Consider the following 16,768-nt stretch of genomic DNA (forward strand, 5'->3'; position numbering starts at 1 on the left):
CCTATTTTTCGTGAAAATAGCGTGCGAATAACAAATCAATCTGTTGTTCTACGGAAGCTACCTGGATACCAGCGCCTGTAGACAATATCGACTTGAGCAAGGCTGGCAGAAAAATCGCTCCAAACAGCTGCATGATCATCATCATGAGAACCTCATGGTCTTCTTCGTGGGTCATTTCCTTCAAAACTCCCTCCATCTTCACAAACCCGATGCGTTTGAGAAATTGACCGTACTCATATTGCGAGGTAAATACAGCGCCACCAAGTGAGAAGATTCGCGAAACCAGCTCGGGATATTGGTTGATGATCTGCACGTAGCTCATTAAAAACTGCTTGAGTCGTTCTTGGGGAAGCAGAGATGTGTCATCCAAGATATCAAATGTAGTTGTAAAGCTGCTTAGAAAAGCACTGAGGGCTTCATTGATGAGCCTATCCTTGGAACCGAAATAGTAGTTAACCAAAGCTACGTTAGTACCGGAATCGGCTGCGATTTTCCGCACCGTCACACTCTCGAAGCCCTCCATCTTGATCAAATCCAGTGTCGATTGCAAAATTTTCGCCTTCGTTTCGCTGTTTTTATCTACCTGTGACATGACCAACCTCCTTTTTATTGGAAGCAAAACGTTTCTATTAAACAACGTTTTAAACATTGTTTAATTTAATGGTAGCACTTTCCATCTGGGATGGCAATGATTCGTTGGCACATCCGCTGAGCTTTTCGCGTATACCTAATAGGCAATGGGAAAGAGGTGACCACATATGAGCGGATGGCTCGCACTCCTGCTCGTTTCCCTGGCCATCAGCATGGACAGTGTCAGTGTAGGATTGACGTATGGTTTACGGAACATGAGAATGCCCTTTTTGTCGCTCGTCGTCGTTTCCGGTTGTTCGTTTGCTGTTGTCTATGGTGTCATGCTCGTAGGCTCATCCCTCACCGAATGGTTAACACCCGAGATTGGCAAGTATATTGGTGCCGCGGTCTTGATCCTCATGGGTTTGTTTACGCTGTGGCGGCTCATTGCGACACGGTCGGGGACAGAGGCTCAGGAGTCTACTGCTGCGAGCAGCAACGCCGTTGTAGCCGCAGAAAAACAGGAAGAGCAGGAACCCATCGTATTATTGTCGCAGTTCCGCATTTTTGGTGTCATGATCCAGATTTTAAAAGATCCGTCCAAAGCCGATGCTGACCGTTCTGGGCATATTATGGGCTGGGAGGCCGTCATGCTGGGGCTTGCTCTGTCTTTAGATGCTTTCGGTGCAGGCATCAGCCTTACGTTTTTGGGATACTCGCCACTGCTCGTCGCTCTCTGTATCGCGTTGATGAGTGCCTTGCTTCTTGTGGTAGGAATTGCCCTCGGTAGGCGCGCAGGAAAAGCGAGCTGGTTGACGCGACTCACCTGGCTGCCTCCGATTTTGTTGATTTGCATTGGTGTAGCCAAAAGCTTGAAGTAGTTATTTATATCAAAAATATCGAACCCGTCCAGATAAATGGACGGGTTGTTTTATTTTCTAGCTCGTCTGCATACACATGAAAATGAGTGAGAAGTGGATGGAGGAGATGTAGGTGGATACACAGCCAATTCGAAAATGGTACACGCTGGCGGCGGCCGACGTGACCGAAGCCCTTCATAGTGATGCTGCGCAAGGGTTGACTCAGCAGGAGGCGGAGCGGCGACTGGCTAAACAAGGTGCCAACCAGTTGGCTGAACAAAAGCGAAAGCCTCTCTACTCGGTCTTTGTTGATCAGTTCAAGGATTTTATGGTACTCATCCTGTTCATCGCAACTCTGATCTCGTACTTCCTCGGAGAGTACCTGGATGCGATTGCGATTATCGCGATCATCCTCATTAACGGCATCCTCGGTTTTATTCAGGAGGCCAAGGCTGAGCGATCCTTGCAAGCGCTAAAGGAGCTGGCATCCCCGATGGCGCGCGTCATCCGGGGTGGGCACATTTCCATGATACCGGCTTCGCGGCTGGTACCTGGTGATCTGGTGCAATTGGAGGCCGGGGATCGTGTTCCCGCAGATTTGCGTTTGCTTTCGGCCAATCGGCTGGAGGTGGAGGAGTCGGCGTTGACAGGGGAGTCTGTCCCCGTCGGAAAAAACGTGAAAAGACTAGAGACAGCCCAGGCTTCTACTGTACCGCTTGGGGACCAAAAAAATCTCGCGTTCATGGGCACGATGGTGACCGGAGGAACAGGGAGCGGCATTGTCGTAGCGACAGGGATGAGCACGGAAATCGGGAAAATCGCGCACTTGATGAATACAGCGGAAGAAGCAGAAACCCCTTTGCAGCTGCGATTGGAGCAAATGGGCAAAATTCTCGTGGTCGTCGCACTGCTGTTGACGATTGTGGTTATCGCTGCTGGTGTCTGGCATGGTCATGAGCTGTTTACGATGTTCCTTGCGGGGGTGAGTCTCGCAGTGGCGGCGATTCCGGAAGGCTTGCCCGCGATTGTGACTGTCGCGCTAGCGCTTGGCGTCCAGCGTATGATCCGGCGCAATGCGATCGTACGCAAGCTCCCATCGGTCGAGACATTGGGCTGCGCCTCTGTCATTTGCTCTGATAAAACAGGGACCCTGACTCAAAATAAAATGACCGTTACCCAAGTGTGGCACAGCGATTCCACGTATGAAGTGAGCGGCAGCGGCTACGCACCAGAGGGAGCCTTTCACTATCTAGGGAAAATGGTATCTCCCGCCCGTGACGGAGCGCTCTCGCAAATGATCCGAATCGCAGACCGATGCAACAACGCCCGTTTGACATGCGAGGAGCAAAGCACACGCAATCTGCTCGGAATGGGCAAGACGTCACGCTTTTGGCAAGTCGTAGGTGACCCGACAGAAGGTGCTCTCAAGGTGCTTGCCGCAAAGGCATTGGGTGGCAATACAGAGCGTAGCAACCAGAAGAATCAGGGAGAGCGTGTGGAGGAGCTCCCTTTTGATTCTGACCGCAAAATGATGTCGGTCGTCGAAAAGGGGACGGACGGAGTGTATTCCCTGCTGACCAAAGGAGCGGCGGAGGCATTGCTGGCGAGATCGACGCACATTTTGTGGAAGGGAGAGCTTATTCCACTCTCCGCGACGCTTCGCCACCAAGTACTGGAGCAAACGGAACGGATGGCAGGCAAAGCGCTGCGCGTACTGGGCTTCGCCTATAAGACGCTGCAAGGCTATCGCCCAGGACAGCCGATCGGCACCCTGGAAAACAACCTCGTCTTTGTCGGATTGGCCGGGATGATCGATCCACCGCGTGAAGAGGTGCGTCCCGCGATCAATCTGTGCCATCAAGCAGGAATCAAGACGGTCATGATTACAGGCGACCACAAGGTGACAGCAGAAGCAATCGCCCGGCAGATTGGTTTGATGCGTGGCTACGGAGAAGTATTGGAGGGACGGGAGCTGGATGGCATGTCAGATGAGCAGCTCGCAGAATATGCGGAGCGAGTGACTGTCTATGCCCGTGTGTCTCCTGAGCACAAGCTGCGGATCGTCCGTGCCCTGCAAAGCCAAGGACATGTTGTTGCCATGACGGGAGACGGTGTCAATGATGCTCCTGCGATCAAGACCTCAGACATTGGGATCGCGATGGGGATTACCGGTACGGATGTGACGAAGGAAGCGGCAGACCTCGTGCTGCGCGATGATAACTTCGCTACGATTGTCGCCGCCGTCGAGGAAGGGCGCAATATCTATGACAACATTCGAAAATTCATTCGTTATTTGCTGGCGTCCAACGTAGGCGAGATTCTCGTCATGTTTTTTGCAATGCTCCTCGGGCTTCCTTTACCTTTGGTGCCGATCCAGATCCTGTGGGTCAATCTCGTGACGGATGGCTTACCAGCAATGGCGCTCGGCGTCGATCAGGCGGAGAAAGATACGATGTATCAACAGCCGCGCAACAAGGCAGAGAACATATTCAGCCGGGGGTTGGGCTGGAAAATTATCAGCCGTGGTTTCCTCATCGGGGTCATGACATTGCTCGCGTTCTGGCTGACTCTCAAAGAGAATCCGAATGACTTGGTGCATGCCCAAACTGTAGCTTTCGTCACGTTGGTTATGGCGCAGCTGATTCACGTTTTCGATTGCCGGAGTCAATACAGCGTTTTTCACCGCAATGTTTTTGAAAACAAATACCTCGTCTGGGCCGTGCTTTCGTCGATCGTGCTCGTGATCGGTGTTGTATACATGGAGGCACTCCAGCCGATCTTCAAAACAACCGATTTAAATCTGCGCGATTGGGCATTAATTTTAGTCGCGGCGGGAGTTCCTACGTTTGTCGCGGGAATCGGTGGGGTGCTTACCAGCGGCAGACAGCGCACAAGCAAAGAAAAACGCCCAGCTATGCGTACGGTTCGTCCTGACTAACCGAGTCGTCAAAGGGGAGAGGGAGCCATCGTGCGCTTGAGAAGGGGAGGATGGAAAAGACGTAGAAGGAGAATTTTCGCTGGGATCCTGCTGATCATTGTAGTATTGATCGTTTTGTTTATCGTTGTGGAACGCAGGGTAGAGCCGACGCTGATGTTGATAGCCCAGGCCAAGGCAGAGCAGGTCGCCAAGCTCGCTATTACCGATGCAGTCACCAAACGCATGTCCCAGCAGGGTCTCGACGTTAACGAAGTTGTCATCATGGAGAAAGACGAGAATGGCAGCATCAAAGCGGTGAATTTTAATTTCAAAGAGTACTCCCGGATTGTGGGGGAAACGACAGCCCGTATTCAAAATCGCTTGAAGGAATTCGAGCAGGAGCACGTCCGGACAACCATACCACTAGGCTTGGCTACCAAAAACGTCTTTCTGGAGCACTTTGGGCCTGATATTCCAGTGTCGTTCGTTCCGATTGGAGCCGTCAAAACGAAGCTGGAAACAGGCCTGAAGCAAGCCGGAATCAATATGGTGCTGGTGACTGTCTACATTCACGTCGAAGTCGATTTGCGGGTCATTATCCCGTTTGCGACCAAGCAACAGACGGTCACCACACAAATCCCGGTCTCCGAAGCCCTGATCGTCGGCAAGGTACCGACTTATTTGTATGACAACCCGTCAGGCAAGCCCGATGTGCCGATGCCACAAAATAACCAAATCCCAAGCCAGCCGTGATGTTTTTCGCTTACACGCGAACGATTTACACATCTATGAAAATTTTTTTGAAACGTTTCTGAAAGGGTGCCGTCCAATGAATAGAGACACACAAAAACAAGCAAGAACATTGGAGGCGTAAACAACATGAAAACAATCCGTACAGGCATGATGACAATCGCGGCACTGGCCGTTTTGGGAACTAGCGTGGTATCTGCAACCTCCGAACCAGTAAAAGAACTTTCCGTTAACATTAACGGTCAAGCAATCGCACAAGATGCGATCTTCGATAAAGGTCAACAAACCGTACTGGTTCCACTTCGTCCCGTTGCTGAAGCCCTCGGCTTCAAAGTAAGCTGGAACGACAAGGAAAAAGCAGCAGAAGTGCAAAGAGGCGCGATCACCAGCTACGCCAAAGAAGGAGAGGATCGCTATCCTTTCGCAAAAATGTACAAAACATTGGGAGCAGAGCCGCGTGTACTGAATGGCAGTACATATGTGCCAGTTAAATTCGTAGACGAAATCCTGCAAGCAGAAGTGAATGTAACCGATGATGCAGTGACTGTAGTAGAAGACGAAATCGCTCCTATGCGTACAGGTACAATTACCAACATCAGCAAATCCGACAAAGGATACTCGGTTACACTGAACATCTATGAGTCTGGCATCATCCTGCACCTGACGGAAGATACGAAAATTACGGATGAAGCAGGTAAAGTACTGAAGCCAGAAGACTTGAAGCTGGGTATGGCTGTAGATGCTACTACCGAAAAATTCATGGCGATGAGCTTGCCGCCACAAACGAGTGTGCTCAGCATCACGGTAAAAGGCGGCCTGGAGACTCAGGACATCCTGGGAACAGCGGGAAAAGTTGCGAGCATCTCATCTGACAAGGATGGCAACTACAAAATGCTCGTAGAGGGTCGTGGTATTACCGAAACCTCCCAAGAAAAAATCAACCTGAACATTACCGAGAAAACGGTGATCATCAATGCGCGAGACAACAAAGTTCTCTCCCCAGCAGATCTGAAAGAAGATATGCAAGTAGTTGCCTTCTATGGCCCAATGATGACAAAGAGCCTGCCGCCTATCGGCACTGCTGAAAAAATCGTAGTAGAGTAAGAGAAAGAACGGGATGGCATTTGCTGTCCCGTTTTTTTGCGTCCATGGCTAGATCGTGTATTTCATACACATGACGCGGCCGAGCTTTTCCGTCTCTTTTTCCTCGTAGACAACAAAACCGTATTTCTCGTAAAAAGACACGACCCGGCTATTCTTCTCCAAAACGGCCAGATGCAGAGAGGTGTAGCCGTTTTCCCGGTACCAGGCGATTAACGTATCTAGGAATTCTCTAGCGTAACCGTGACGCTGGTAGGCGCTGTGCAGCATGATGAGGCCGAGCCAAGGGTGGCCATCTCGCGGATTACGCAAAATGAACTGGGCGATCCCGATGATCTCGGTACCGTGTCCTTCTCTTATCGAAAAGCTATAGGAGTCCGCAAACGCCAGATTATCTTGATGGTCATCTGCTACTGTCTGTAGAGTGACGACCTGTTGTCCAAAGGCAAACTCCATATAATCGGGGTTTGAATTGTACACCGTCAGCAGCTCGGGGAAATCGTATTTCGTGACGGGCTGAAAAATCAATCGAGCGCTATCGGATGGGAAGGGAGTAGTGCTTGGCATGTCAAAAGCTCCTTTCAACGAGTTTGATATTAATCTAATTAGATGATATTCTAATTTTATAAAATGTCAATTCGAATGATGATAAGGGAATTCCCTGATACACTTTCTTTTATGGAAACTTTACAATAACGTTAGAATGATTGTCTCAAAAGGAGGAGCGCATGGGTACGTCGAGTGAAGTGCTTTCCCTGATGCAGTCCATCTTTGCCAACGCTAGCGATGCGATCCTGGTAATTGATAATGAGGGACGAATCGTAAGGGCCAATGCTGCGTTGGAGCAGATGACGGGCTGGACAGAAGAAGAGCTGATTCGAGATAAACATATTTGCGAGCTGTGTCTCGGAATGGCAACGTGTATGGAAGAAACGAGCTGCACGGATTGCTTTTTTAAGCGCGTGCAAATGCCTTCATTCGAGATGAGGCTCCGAACGAAATCGGGTGTGGATTACCCTGTCGCTGCCAGCTCTGCGAGACTAGAGGATGAATCGCAGGGGAAGCTGGTCATGATTTTGCGTGATATGTCTGCGCAACAGCGAGTGGAAAAAGAGCGCTACCAGTACAAACTGACGAATTTTGCGATCCAAGCACAAGAAGAAGAACGAAAGCGCATCGCCCGGGAACTGCATGATGGCGTAGGGCAAGCGCTTTATAGTATTTTAGTGGGACTAAACGTAGTCAGACAACGAGAATTGAGCGAGCCGGTTATGCAGCATGTATCGGAATTGGTGAATATGACTTCCAAGGCGATGGAGGAAGTGAAGCGCATGGCGCTGGAGCTGCGTCCGTCTGCACTGGATGATCTCGGTTTACTGCCTGCATTACGTTCGTTGATGAAACGGGTGGAAAAGACGTTTCATATCCAGGTGGAGCTGCATGTTCAGGGGGAGAAACGCAGATACTCCGCTGCGATGGAAACAGCGTTATACCGGATTGTACAGGAAGCCATGACCAATACGGCAAAATACGCAAAGGCGAGCCATCTGGGAATCATGTTCGAGAATAGGGAGAAGGAAATTGTCGTCACGATTGTGGATGACGGTGTAGGGTTTGAAGTAGAGAAAACATTGAAAATCGGCAAAGGTCTCGGGGTGTTTGGCATGAAGGAGCGTGCCCAGCTGCTTGGTGGTACCGTTGATATTCGCTCCGCACCCGAGGAAGGAACGACGGTGATCGTCCGAATTCCGGTGTCGAAGGAGGGGGTAGAGGATGACCATTCGCGTCTTGATCGCTGATGATCATGCGATTGTACGCTCTGGGCTGGGGATGCTGATCAACGCCCAAGAGGACATGGAAGTCGTCGGTTATGCAGCTGACGGAAAAGAGGCATGTGAAAAAGCATGGGAAGTCCGGCCTAACGTCGTCCTGATGGATTTGAGCATGCCGCCTGGGGAAAACGGCTTGACGGCAACAGCACGGCTGAAGGAAACGGCACCCGACATTCAGGTGCTCGTGCTTACGATGCATGATGACGAGGAATACTTGTTTCGGGTACTGCAAGCCGGTGCTGCCGGCTATATTTTAAAAAGCGCCCCTGACCTCGATTTGATCACGGCGATCCGTTCGGTCAATCAGGGCATGGCCTATTTGTATCCATCCGCGACGAAATCTCTGATCGAGGAATTTCTGCAAATGGTCAAGAACGGTGAGGAGCAGGCCAAGTACGATATCCTGACTGATCGGGAAAAAGAAGTGCTGGTCTTGATTGCAAAGGGCTTCAGCAACAAGGAAATTGCCGAGCGGCTCACTGTTTCCGTCAAGACGGTAGAATCACATAAAGCGCATATTATGGAAAAGCTCCACCTGCGTACCCGCCCTGATTTGGTGCGGTATGCGATTAAGAAGGGCTGGCTTGATTTTGAGTAAGGGCGATCGACTCAGCAGAATTTAAAACGGGTTATGACCGCTCAGGTGCCTGCTAGCTCAAGAGCGGTCATTTTTTTGTCGAGGCTACAACAAGGTCCAAGGACGATCCCAATACGGGGGCGTCTTTTTTTGTGTCGAACCTGTGACCAAAAACGGTCATAAAACGGTCGAAATCAGGGGTTTCCCGGAACATTTTAGGGGATTTCCCCGAATTACTTCCATGGGGTTCCAGCGGTAGAATGAAGGCGTGAATAGTACACAGGGCCTATAAGGCACGTGGAAAGGAGAAGAGCGCGATGGAGACGCAAGTAGACAAAGCGGCGAAAGGAAAGAAATCAAAATCCAGCAAGCTGCAAACGGACCAGGAAGACTTGAAGGGAACGTTTGTCGCGGTTCTGATCGTTGGCGGTATCATTCTAGTCGGTTGGTTGGGTGTATTCGGGCTTTTCCTAGATAGGGCGTAATAAGGGAAGTAAAGGAGGGTACTTATGCATTTGCATCGATATGAAAAAATCTGGTTGATGCTTGGCGCAGGTGGTTTGGCCTTATTTATTGTATTGTTGTGCGTCAATGCGTTTGCCATGGGGATGGCTCCGCCAAGTAATATGGAAATGATTGATCCGGAGAAGGTTACGGAGACGCCTCCTTTTGATAAACCAGGCTTGAAACAGGTAGGAGACAACGAATATGACGCTTACATGACAGCATTTGCGTTCGGCTTCGCTCCGACCAAGATGGAAATACCAGTTGGCGCAACGGTGAATTTCCACGTCACGAGTCCAGACGTTATTCACGGATTCCAGATTCCAGAGACCAACATCAACTTCATGGTTCTGCCTGGACACATCAGCTCGGCGACACACACGTTTGACGAGCCAGGCGAGTATTTGATCCTTTGTAACGAATACTGTGGCGCAGGTCATCAGGTAATGGCGACCACGATTATTGTGAAATAAAGGTAGGTGAATCCTATGGTAATCGCACGGAAGATCGACGATACTATCCCCCATGTTCCGGTTCAGCGTTCTGCGGCAAGTCTTAGTTTGGCCTATGTGTGGGTAGCTTATATTGCATTCGGATTGGCAGCTGTGGCAGGGATGGTACAGGGCATGGTTCGTGGTGGAATCATGGAACTGCCGAGCTGGACAAATTACTATCAAATTTTGACCGCCCATGGCGTGTTGATGGCACTTATTTTTACCACGTACTTCATCGTCGGATTTATTTTCTCAGGAGTCGCCCGCACAACAGGTGGTTCCTTGCACGGAGCCGCTCTGAAATTTGGATGGGCCGGCTGGATTCTCATGACGGTAGGGACATTGATGGCTGTTGTCACCATTCTGCTGAATGAAGCCTCTGTCCTTTATACGTTCTACGCACCACTGAAAGCATCTCCGTACTTTTACATTGGTTCTGCCTTGCTCGTAGTAGGCAGCTGGCTGGCGGGATTCGGGGTTTTTGCCAGCTATCGCAAATGGAAACGCGAAAATAAAGGGAAAACGTCTCCGCTGTTCCTCTACATGGGGGTCACTACTTACATCCTGTGGATTACTGCGACGATTCCTGTAGCAGCTGAGGTTCTGTTCCAGCTTATCCCATGGTCGCTTGGGCTGGTTCCAACGATTAATGTCATGCTCAGCCGTACGCTGTTCTGGTTTTTCGGTCATCCGCTCGTTTATTTCTGGCTATTGCCTGCTTATATGGCGTGGTATGTATGTTTACCAAGAATCATTGGCGGTCACGTTTTCAGTGATTCGCTCAGTCGACTCGCTTTTATCTGCCTGCTGTTGTTCTCGATTCCTGTCGGGTTCCACCACCAATTGATGGAGCCGGGAATCTCACCAGCATGGAAAATGATCCACGTTACACTGACACTGATTGTTGTAATCCCATCTTTGATGACAGCATTTTCGATGTTTGCCATCTTTGAAACGACTGGACGTAAAAAAGGCGGAGTCGGACTCTTTGGTTGGTTCAAAAAACTGCCTTGGACAGACGTACGTTTCTTTGCTCCATTTGTAGGGATGCTATTCTTCATTCCTGGCGGAGCTGGGGGAATTATTAACGCAAGTAACCAAATTAACGCGGTTGTGCACAATACGATTTGGGTTACCGGTCACTTCCACATCACGGTAGGAGCTGCTGTTGCGCTCACTTTCTTCGGTGTCAGCTTCTGGCTGATTCCAGCATTGACTGGACGGCAGCTGACCAAGACTGCGAATCGCATGGGAATGGTGCAAACGGTATTCTGGGCAGTAGGAATGTTCCTGATGTCGCTCGCCATGCACGCAATGGGCTTGCAAGGGGCTCCGCGCCGCACAGATTACACGACGTATATGGATCATCCGTTAGCTTTGGGCTGGATGGATTATCAACGTGTAATGGCGTTTGGTGGCGGACTGCTGTTCGTATCTGCGATTCTCTTGATCGTGATCTTGCTGTACCTGACGTTCTACGCACCAAAAGGGAATACAGAATATCCGATTGCTGAGACAGAGACAACGCAAGAGGTTCCAAAAATTTTGGAGCGTTGGCCTGTATGGATCGGACTCGTTGCCTTCCTGATCATTCTCGCGTATGGTTATCCGATTTTGGAACAAATTCAGCACCAGGCACCAGGCTCGCCACCTTTTGTGACTTGGTAAGACGATACGTACAAAAAAAGCCGCTCATTCCGTTTGGAAGCGAGCGGCCCTTCTTTTTTAAAAAAACTCTAGCGCTGCCAATTCGGTAAAGGCAAGAATCAGATACCCAAATGCCAAAAGCCATAGGGCGAGAATTCTGAGGTCTTCCTCTTCAAATGGCATACAACTCCTCCTTTTTCTCTTGTTAGCACAACATATTCAAGAGGGAGGGCATTGGTTTAGCTTAAGGCTCGTATATCATCTTGCGGGTCATACCGCCATCTACAATCAGCTCAGTACCCGTAATGAAATCGTTGTCCTTTTGCGTCAAAAATAGGCACGCACGGGCAATATCATCGGGTGTACCTACGCGACCTGCCGGATGTTGGGCATGATCCCCGGGACGAAGAGCGGCATAATCGCGGTGTTCAATCCAGCCAGGAGAGATCGCGTTGACACGAATTCCATCGGGGCCGAGTGAGACACCAAGCGCATGTGTTAATGATAAAATGCCTCCTTTAGAAGCCGCGTACGCCTCTGAATGTGGCTCGGACATATGCGCCCGCGTCGAACAAAGATTAAGGATAGCGCCTCCGCCATGGCGACGCATGATTTTGGCTGCTTCTCTCGCCGCTAGAAAGACACTGCGCAAATTCGTGTTCAAGATATGGTCCCACGCTTCGACGGTCAGTTCATACGGAGATTCCCATACGGACAAGCCCGCGTTGTTGATCAAAACATCGAGCCGCCCCCAGCGTTCATCAACGGTTCTCATCAATTGTTCGATCTGCGCTGGCACGCTGACGTCGATGTGCTCGAAGTGTGCTGTGCCTTTCACTGCTTCTGTTGTGTTGATTAGCGAGGCCGTTTCTTCTCCCGCAGCGCGATTGTACTCGGCGATGACGACATGTGCTCCTTCGGCAGCATACATGGTGGCGACAGCCCGTCCGATACCTTGGCCACCGCCAGTGACGATGACAATGTTATCCGTGTATTTCATCGAGAGTGCCTCCAAATAATAGGGTATGAAGCAAAATGTAAAAATTGCTTGCAAAATGTTTGTAACGATAATAAGGTAAGTAGTATCTTTTAAACAGCGTACTATACAGTATGGAGGAGATTCAACCATGAATAGAGAACTGAAAATTACCGCTGAACAGGTAATGGAAGCCCGTCACAGCGTGCGTAAATACGATCCGAATGAAAAAATTCCACAAGGCGAGTTGAACGAAATTCTGCGTCTTGCGGCAAGTGCGCCATCGTCCTGGAATTTGCAGCATTGGCGTTTTCTCGTCGTGACTGATCCTGCTATCAAAGAGAAACTGCTCCCAATCGCATACAATCAGCAGCAGGTAGTGGATGCTTACGCTACCATCATCATTCTTGGCGATCTGGAGGCTTACAAGTCTGCTCGCCCTGTTTATGATGAAGCATTGGCGAAAGGATACGTTACAGAGCAAGTGCGTGAGACTATGATCGCGCAAATCGAAGGGGCTTACAATAACAACCCGGAAATCGCGCGTGATGAAGCAATCCGTAATTCGTCCTATGCAGCGATGCAGCTCATGTTGGCGGCAAAAGCAAAAGGATACGACACGTGCCCGATGGGTGGCTACAACCGTGATGCGCTTATTAAAGAGTTGAACATCCCTTCTCGCTATTTGCCAACACTGATGCTGACTTTGGGGAAAGCAAGCGTGCAAGCTTATTCAACTTCCCGTTTTGGCCTGGAAGAGCTGGTTATTCAAAACAGCTTCTAATATCGTGTTCCAACAGCAAAAAAACTCATCCATGCCTCATACTAATGCGGCAAGGGTGAGTTTTTTTGATTCGCCAACAACGGTAAATCCACCATAATCGATGTTCCTTGACCAAGGGCGCTACTGACTGAAAACCGCCCGGCATGGAGTTGAATGATCTCTTTGCAGATCGCCAGTCCCAGACCACTGCCGGAGAGCTTGGAGCGTCCCTTGAAAAACTTTTCTGTGACATGCGGCAGGTCTTCCGGGTTAATGCCTTCACCAGTATCCGTGACAGTGACAAGGAGCCGATCGCCTGACAAGGAAGCTGCGATGACAATCGAGCCGTTTTGTGGCGTAAATTTCAACGCGTTGTCCAATAGATTCACAAATACTTGCTTCAGCCGATTCGTGTCTCCCATAACCATGAGTGGGGTAGGGGGAGTCTCTAGCTTCAACTCGATTTGTTTGGCATTGGCACGTACGGAAAATTGAAGATGCAAATCATGGAGAAGCTCCCGGACATCCATGTGTTCGCGAGACAATTTCATCTCACCGGATTGAAACTTCGAGAAATCGAGCAATTCCTCGACGAGCCCAATCAAACGATCTGTCTCCTTGGAGATGACTTCCAGACCGAGCATCGTCTCTTCAGGCTCTTCCAGACCTCCCGAAATGATCGTTTCGCCCCATCCTTTAATCGAGGTAAGTGGGGTACGCAGCTCATGGGAGACAGAGGAGATGAAGTCATTTTTCAGCTTTTCGTTTTTTCCGATCTCCGCTGCCATGTAATTGAAAGTGTCCGCGAGGGTTCCTACCTCATCATCGAATCGTTTTGGCGCGCGGACAGCGAAATTTCCTTCCGCCATTTGTTTGGCCGCATTCGTTAAATCTTCGATAGGGTCGACAATTCGTTTTGCCATGAGCAGGCTGAGCGCAAAAGCAAGGACGACTACGCCTGTCCCAACGCCAGCCCCGTACAAGGCAATGCGATTTACAGCTTGATAGAGCGGTTCAGCGGAGATCGTGTACCGCAGAACGCCTACAAATTCTCCGCTGTACGTAAGCGGATTGGACACCGCGATGACACGCTCCCGCGACTGTGGACTTTTCCCGATGTACAGACCGCTTTGCCCTTTGACGGCATCCATGACGTCAGGGGTATTGATGATCTCGCTGGTCTGAAAGCCGTAGGAGTTGAGAATGACTTTTCCCCCTGGGTCCAACACCTCAATTTTGGCGTACTCCTGATTCGAAACATTCTCCAAAATATAGCGTGCTTTGTCTTTTAACCTGTAGCCAGTGGCGTACTTGTTAATAAAATTGGTGAAGGTCGTGCTGCGGGTCACTAATGCTTCGGTCGCAGTCCCTATGTAATATGTATGAACGGCCCAGTAAAACAGTCCTTCCAAAAGCAGTACGATCAAAAGGAGGATCAGGCCGAAATGAAGAACGAGCCTGCTCTTAATGCCTTTCATCTGGGACGTCCTTTCGCCACAAGTAGCCATACCCCCAGACTGTCTCCAGGAAAGCTGGATGAGCCGGATCGTCCTCGATTTTTTGCCGGATTCGGCGGATATTCACATCAACGATTTTTAAGTCCCCGACAAAAAATTGACCCCAAACGGCTGTCAATATCTCGTCGCGACTAATGGCTTTGTTCGCATTTTCTGCGAGTAATTTGATGATGGCAAATTCTTTTGGCGTGAGGTCAATTTCTTGTTCCACCCGAATCAGCTTGCGTTCATCGAGCAAAAGCGTGAAGGGGGCAATGTTAATTTCATTTTTGTCCTCAGCCTCTGGAATAGGTGTCAATCTGCGATGCAACGCTTTGACACGGGCCAACAGTTCAGCGGGGCTAAACGGCTTGGATACGTAATCGTCTGCTCCGAATTCGAGACCCATGACTTTGTCCAGCTCCTGGCTTTTAGCCGTCAACATAATGATCCCGAGGCGCGGATATTTTTTTCGCAGATGCCCGCATACTTCGAAGCCATCAATGCCGGGAAGCATGACGTCGAGAATCGCAATGACGATGTCCGATTGTTGATCTGCGAGCTCAAGTGCCTCTTCTCCAGTGCCTGCCTCGATTACCTCATAGCCCTCGCGTTTGAGATTGATGCGCACAAAATCCCGGATGGATTTCTCGTCTTCCAGTAATAGAACCTTCATAGGGCAAATCTCCTTGATAAGGATTTACTATTTCACTTTATTACCGGTTCGTCATCGGTTTGTAGAGCTGACGAACCTCCTCTGCGGTAAGCTGCATCGATCGGTATTCCGCGAGAGCAGCCTTTCCAAGGGTAGGTGTTGTTTGCGGTAAAATGGCGATCAAGACTTGTTTGCCCTCTTCCTTCAGCAAAATGTAGGGAACTTGTTTTTGCTTCAATCCGCTTTCAAATTTGACCCATTCGTTTTGTGGAATGCTTTGCAGCGTTAGTAAATCTGCCTTATTTTTCCCATTTGCACTGAAATATTGGAATCGGACTAGAAGTGGATTCGTATCATGGTTGATGGAAATAGTGTATTTTTCGCCCCATTTTGCCGGAATCTTGAGGTCAACGCCTTGTGTGTAATTTTGATAATGATCTTCGATGTGTTTCAAGCCCGTTTTTCCGTCCCATTGTAAGTAGGAGGAGATCCAGGGGATTTCCGCCATGGCCATATCCTCTGTCCCAGCGGGTTGTATCTTCGTGCCGATCTCGATGATGCCATCACCGTTGATATCTTCACTTTCCAAAGAATATGGCTTGAAGGTCGGGTCCATCTCTCCTTCTATTTTTGCCAAAGGGTTGGACAGTTGTCCATTGTCCCAGAGGAGTAGTTCAGTGGAAGCAGAGTGAGCACCTAATCCAGCATCAATGAATAGTCCGTTGCGGGTTGGCGATGCTTTTCCGATGACAGCCTGATAGTAACCATTAACATATCCGTCAAGGGCTACCTCAGTCTGTTTGGCGATTGTGCCGTTCGCCGCCCCATACAGCTCGGCTTTGGCTGTGAAGTTATTTTTATCAAGTACAACGAGAGCGAGATCGGATTGATCATCTCCTGTTAAATCGCCTACTGCCATGACGGAATAGGGCTGTTTCATCAATTCCTGGGTCATATGATTGGCTAGCGAATAAACAGAGAGCTCTTTGTTCAAATCTTCGCCGCCCCCCATCCCAATCAGCATTTCCGGGATTTTGTCACCTGTGAGATCTTGAAAGGAGACGTAGTCCAATTCGCTGCCGACACCAGTAAAGGAGGAGAGCTTTTCCCAGTTTCCTTGTTTTTGGGTAAGCACGAGCACACCGATTTCGTAATCGGTTTTTTCGGTTTTGTAAAAAGCGACGACCTCCGCAACACCATCTCCGTTTAGATCCTGTAGGGAGACGGCACTTGCTTCTGCGGGATGAAGAGGAACAGATAATTGTGACCCAGCCGGCAAAAATTGCATGACGGCCTGATTGATTGATTTTTGATCGCCGTCTGCTGACGGGGCGCGCATCAATTCATTGGGTGTATCTGTGAGTCCGCAACCGCTAACAAGCGAGGCGCAGAGTGCTGTCGTAACGAGCCAAGCCTTTTTCATTTCAAATGTTCCTTTCTGTTGCTGCATCCATTTGACTATATTGTAGCTTGCCCATCCCGCAAATTTGTTGCAAAACGGTAAAAAAACCCGTATTTGAGCTTTTTCAAACGAGTGGAACGTGTCCTATGCTTCCTTATACAGGAAAAAAGTGCGAGAGAACAGGGAACATTTTACTAGCAACAATTGACCTACCAAATTCGTTT

16 protein-coding genes are annotated in these 16,768 nt (G+C 49.5%); 10 read left to right on the top strand and 6 right to left on the bottom strand.

The features are described 5' to 3' along the window. Position 1: 1 nt before the first annotated feature. Entirely contained in the window at positions 2 to 592 is a 591-nt protein-coding gene (locus tag ACKKE8_RS02660; RefSeq protein ID WP_409176808.1) for a TetR/AcrR family transcriptional regulator, read from the bottom strand. Positions 593 to 758: 166 nt separating this feature from the next. Between ACKKE8_RS02660 and ytaF the strand changes: the two genes are divergently transcribed. From ytaF to ACKKE8_RS02680, 4 genes are all read left to right on the top strand, one after another. Beyond that, positions 759 to 1,451, top strand: coding sequence for a sporulation membrane protein YtaF (gene ytaF / locus ACKKE8_RS02665; protein WP_409176809.1), 693 nt, complete (start codon positions 759 to 761; stop codon positions 1,449 to 1,451). Positions 1,452 to 1,563: 112 nt separating this feature from the next. Further along, positions 1,564 to 4,368, top strand: coding sequence for a calcium-translocating P-type ATPase, SERCA-type (locus ACKKE8_RS02670; RefSeq protein ID WP_409176810.1), 2,805 nt, complete (start codon positions 1,564 to 1,566; stop codon positions 4,366 to 4,368). Between the two features lie 30 nt (positions 4,369 to 4,398). Then, a complete protein-coding gene (gene yunB / locus ACKKE8_RS02675) occupies positions 4,399 to 5,100 on the top strand; it encodes a sporulation protein YunB (RefSeq protein WP_409176811.1) in 702 nt (233 codons plus the stop codon). Between the two features lie 126 nt (positions 5,101 to 5,226). Then, complete coding sequence (locus ACKKE8_RS02680) at positions 5,227 to 6,201, top strand: copper amine oxidase N-terminal domain-containing protein (protein ID WP_409176812.1); 975 nt, start codon at positions 5,227 to 5,229, stop codon at positions 6,199 to 6,201. Between the two features lie 48 nt (positions 6,202 to 6,249). Here the strand turns inward: ACKKE8_RS02680 and ACKKE8_RS02685 are convergent, their stop codons facing one another. Beyond that, positions 6,250 to 6,765 carry a GNAT family N-acetyltransferase gene (locus ACKKE8_RS02685; RefSeq protein ID WP_409176813.1) on the bottom strand — a complete coding sequence of 172 codons (516 nt, stop codon included), beginning with the start codon at positions 6,763 to 6,765 and terminating at the stop codon, positions 6,250 to 6,252. Between the two features lie 161 nt (positions 6,766 to 6,926). On the opposite strand from ACKKE8_RS02685, the gene ACKKE8_RS02690 reads away from it, so the two are divergent. The 5 genes from ACKKE8_RS02690 (at position 6,927) to ACKKE8_RS02710 (ending at position 11,273) form a co-directional block, all read left to right on the top strand. After that, positions 6,927 to 7,997 (top strand): histidine kinase, encoded by a 1,071-nt coding sequence (locus ACKKE8_RS02690; protein WP_409176814.1) that lies wholly within the window; start codon positions 6,927 to 6,929, stop codon positions 7,995 to 7,997. Continuing rightward, complete coding sequence (locus ACKKE8_RS02695) at positions 7,972 to 8,628, top strand: response regulator (RefSeq protein WP_409176815.1); 657 nt, start codon at positions 7,972 to 7,974, stop codon at positions 8,626 to 8,628. The genes ACKKE8_RS02690 and ACKKE8_RS02695 overlap by 26 nt, the downstream gene beginning before the upstream one ends. A 296-nt stretch (positions 8,629 to 8,924) precedes the next feature. Further along, positions 8,925 to 9,092 (top strand): cytochrome c oxidase subunit 2A, encoded by a 168-nt coding sequence (locus ACKKE8_RS02700; protein ID WP_088910416.1) that lies wholly within the window; start codon positions 8,925 to 8,927, stop codon positions 9,090 to 9,092. A gap of 24 nt (positions 9,093 to 9,116) precedes the next feature. After that, a complete protein-coding gene (locus tag ACKKE8_RS02705) occupies positions 9,117 to 9,584 on the top strand; it encodes a cytochrome c oxidase subunit II (RefSeq protein ID WP_007726119.1) in 468 nt (155 codons plus the stop codon). Positions 9,585 to 9,599: 15 nt separating this feature from the next. After that, positions 9,600 to 11,273: a b(o/a)3-type cytochrome-c oxidase subunit 1 gene (locus tag ACKKE8_RS02710; RefSeq protein ID WP_409176816.1), complete on the top strand. Its 1,674-nt coding sequence runs from the start codon at positions 9,600 to 9,602 to the stop codon at positions 11,271 to 11,273. A 223-nt stretch (positions 11,274 to 11,496) separates the two neighbouring features. On the opposite strand, the gene ACKKE8_RS02715 is transcribed toward ACKKE8_RS02710, so the two are convergent. Continuing rightward, a complete protein-coding gene (locus ACKKE8_RS02715; protein ID WP_409176817.1) occupies positions 11,497 to 12,252 on the bottom strand; it encodes an SDR family NAD(P)-dependent oxidoreductase in 756 nt (251 codons plus the stop codon). Positions 12,253 to 12,379: 127 nt separating this feature from the next. On the opposite strand from ACKKE8_RS02715, the gene ACKKE8_RS02720 reads away from it, so the two are divergent. Further along, positions 12,380 to 13,012 carry a nitroreductase family protein gene (locus ACKKE8_RS02720; RefSeq protein WP_409176818.1) on the top strand — a complete coding sequence of 211 codons (633 nt, stop codon included), beginning with the start codon at positions 12,380 to 12,382 and terminating at the stop codon, positions 13,010 to 13,012. A gap of 41 nt (positions 13,013 to 13,053) precedes the next feature. Here ACKKE8_RS02720 and ACKKE8_RS02725 read toward each other — a convergent pair whose 3' ends face one another. The 3 genes from ACKKE8_RS02725 to ACKKE8_RS02735 are packed head-to-tail and all read right to left on the bottom strand — an operon-like array spanning position 13,054 to position 16,565. Continuing rightward, entirely contained in the window at positions 13,054 to 14,469 is a 1,416-nt protein-coding gene (locus ACKKE8_RS02725) for an ATP-binding protein (RefSeq protein WP_409176819.1), read from the bottom strand. Then, entirely contained in the window at positions 14,456 to 15,163 is a 708-nt protein-coding gene (locus ACKKE8_RS02730) for a response regulator transcription factor (RefSeq protein WP_409176820.1), read from the bottom strand. The genes ACKKE8_RS02725 and ACKKE8_RS02730 overlap by 14 nt, the downstream gene beginning before the upstream one ends. Positions 15,164 to 15,203: 40 nt before the next feature. Continuing rightward, positions 15,204 to 16,565 carry a VCBS repeat-containing protein gene (locus tag ACKKE8_RS02735; RefSeq protein ID WP_409176821.1) on the bottom strand — a complete coding sequence of 454 codons (1,362 nt, stop codon included), beginning with the start codon at positions 16,563 to 16,565 and terminating at the stop codon, positions 15,204 to 15,206. Between the last annotated feature and the right edge of the window lie 203 nt (positions 16,566 to 16,768).

The organism is Brevibacillus fortis (assembly GCF_046196545.1).
Taxonomy (GTDB): domain Bacteria; phylum Bacillota; class Bacilli; order Brevibacillales; family Brevibacillaceae; genus Brevibacillus; species Brevibacillus fortis_A.

What these genes read in the sequence shown, in the direction of transcription:
- ACKKE8_RS02660 (WP_409176808.1), bottom strand. Translation starts at nt 592, where the DNA reads ATGTCACAGGTAGATAAAAACAGCGAAACGAAGGCGAAAATTTTGCAA.
- ytaF (WP_409176809.1), top strand. Translation starts at nt 759, where the DNA reads ATGAGCGGATGGCTCGCACTCCTGCTCGTTTCCCTGGCCATCAGCATG.
- ACKKE8_RS02680 (WP_409176812.1), top strand. Translation starts at nt 5,227, where the DNA reads ATGAAAACAATCCGTACAGGCATGATGACAATCGCGGCACTGGCCGTT.
- ACKKE8_RS02685 (WP_409176813.1), bottom strand. Translation starts at nt 6,765, where the DNA reads ATGCCAAGCACTACTCCCTTCCCATCCGATAGCGCTCGATTGATTTTT.
- ACKKE8_RS02690 (WP_409176814.1), top strand. Translation starts at nt 6,927, where the DNA reads ATGGGTACGTCGAGTGAAGTGCTTTCCCTGATGCAGTCCATCTTTGCC.
- ACKKE8_RS02695 (WP_409176815.1), top strand. Translation starts at nt 7,972, where the DNA reads ATGACCATTCGCGTCTTGATCGCTGATGATCATGCGATTGTACGCTCT.
- ACKKE8_RS02700 (WP_088910416.1), top strand. Translation starts at nt 8,925, where the DNA reads ATGGAGACGCAAGTAGACAAAGCGGCGAAAGGAAAGAAATCAAAATCC.
- ACKKE8_RS02705 (WP_007726119.1), top strand. Translation starts at nt 9,117, where the DNA reads ATGCATTTGCATCGATATGAAAAAATCTGGTTGATGCTTGGCGCAGGT.
- ACKKE8_RS02710 (WP_409176816.1), top strand. Translation starts at nt 9,600, where the DNA reads ATGGTAATCGCACGGAAGATCGACGATACTATCCCCCATGTTCCGGTT.
- ACKKE8_RS02715 (WP_409176817.1), bottom strand. Translation starts at nt 12,252, where the DNA reads ATGAAATACACGGATAACATTGTCATCGTCACTGGCGGTGGCCAAGGT.
- ACKKE8_RS02720 (WP_409176818.1), top strand. Translation starts at nt 12,380, where the DNA reads ATGAATAGAGAACTGAAAATTACCGCTGAACAGGTAATGGAAGCCCGT.
- ACKKE8_RS02725 (WP_409176819.1), bottom strand. Translation starts at nt 14,469, where the DNA reads ATGAAAGGCATTAAGAGCAGGCTCGTTCTTCATTTCGGCCTGATCCTC.
- ACKKE8_RS02730 (WP_409176820.1), bottom strand. Translation starts at nt 15,163, where the DNA reads ATGAAGGTTCTATTACTGGAAGACGAGAAATCCATCCGGGATTTTGTG.
- ACKKE8_RS02735 (WP_409176821.1), bottom strand. Translation starts at nt 16,565, where the DNA reads ATGAAAAAGGCTTGGCTCGTTACGACAGCACTCTGCGCCTCGCTTGTT.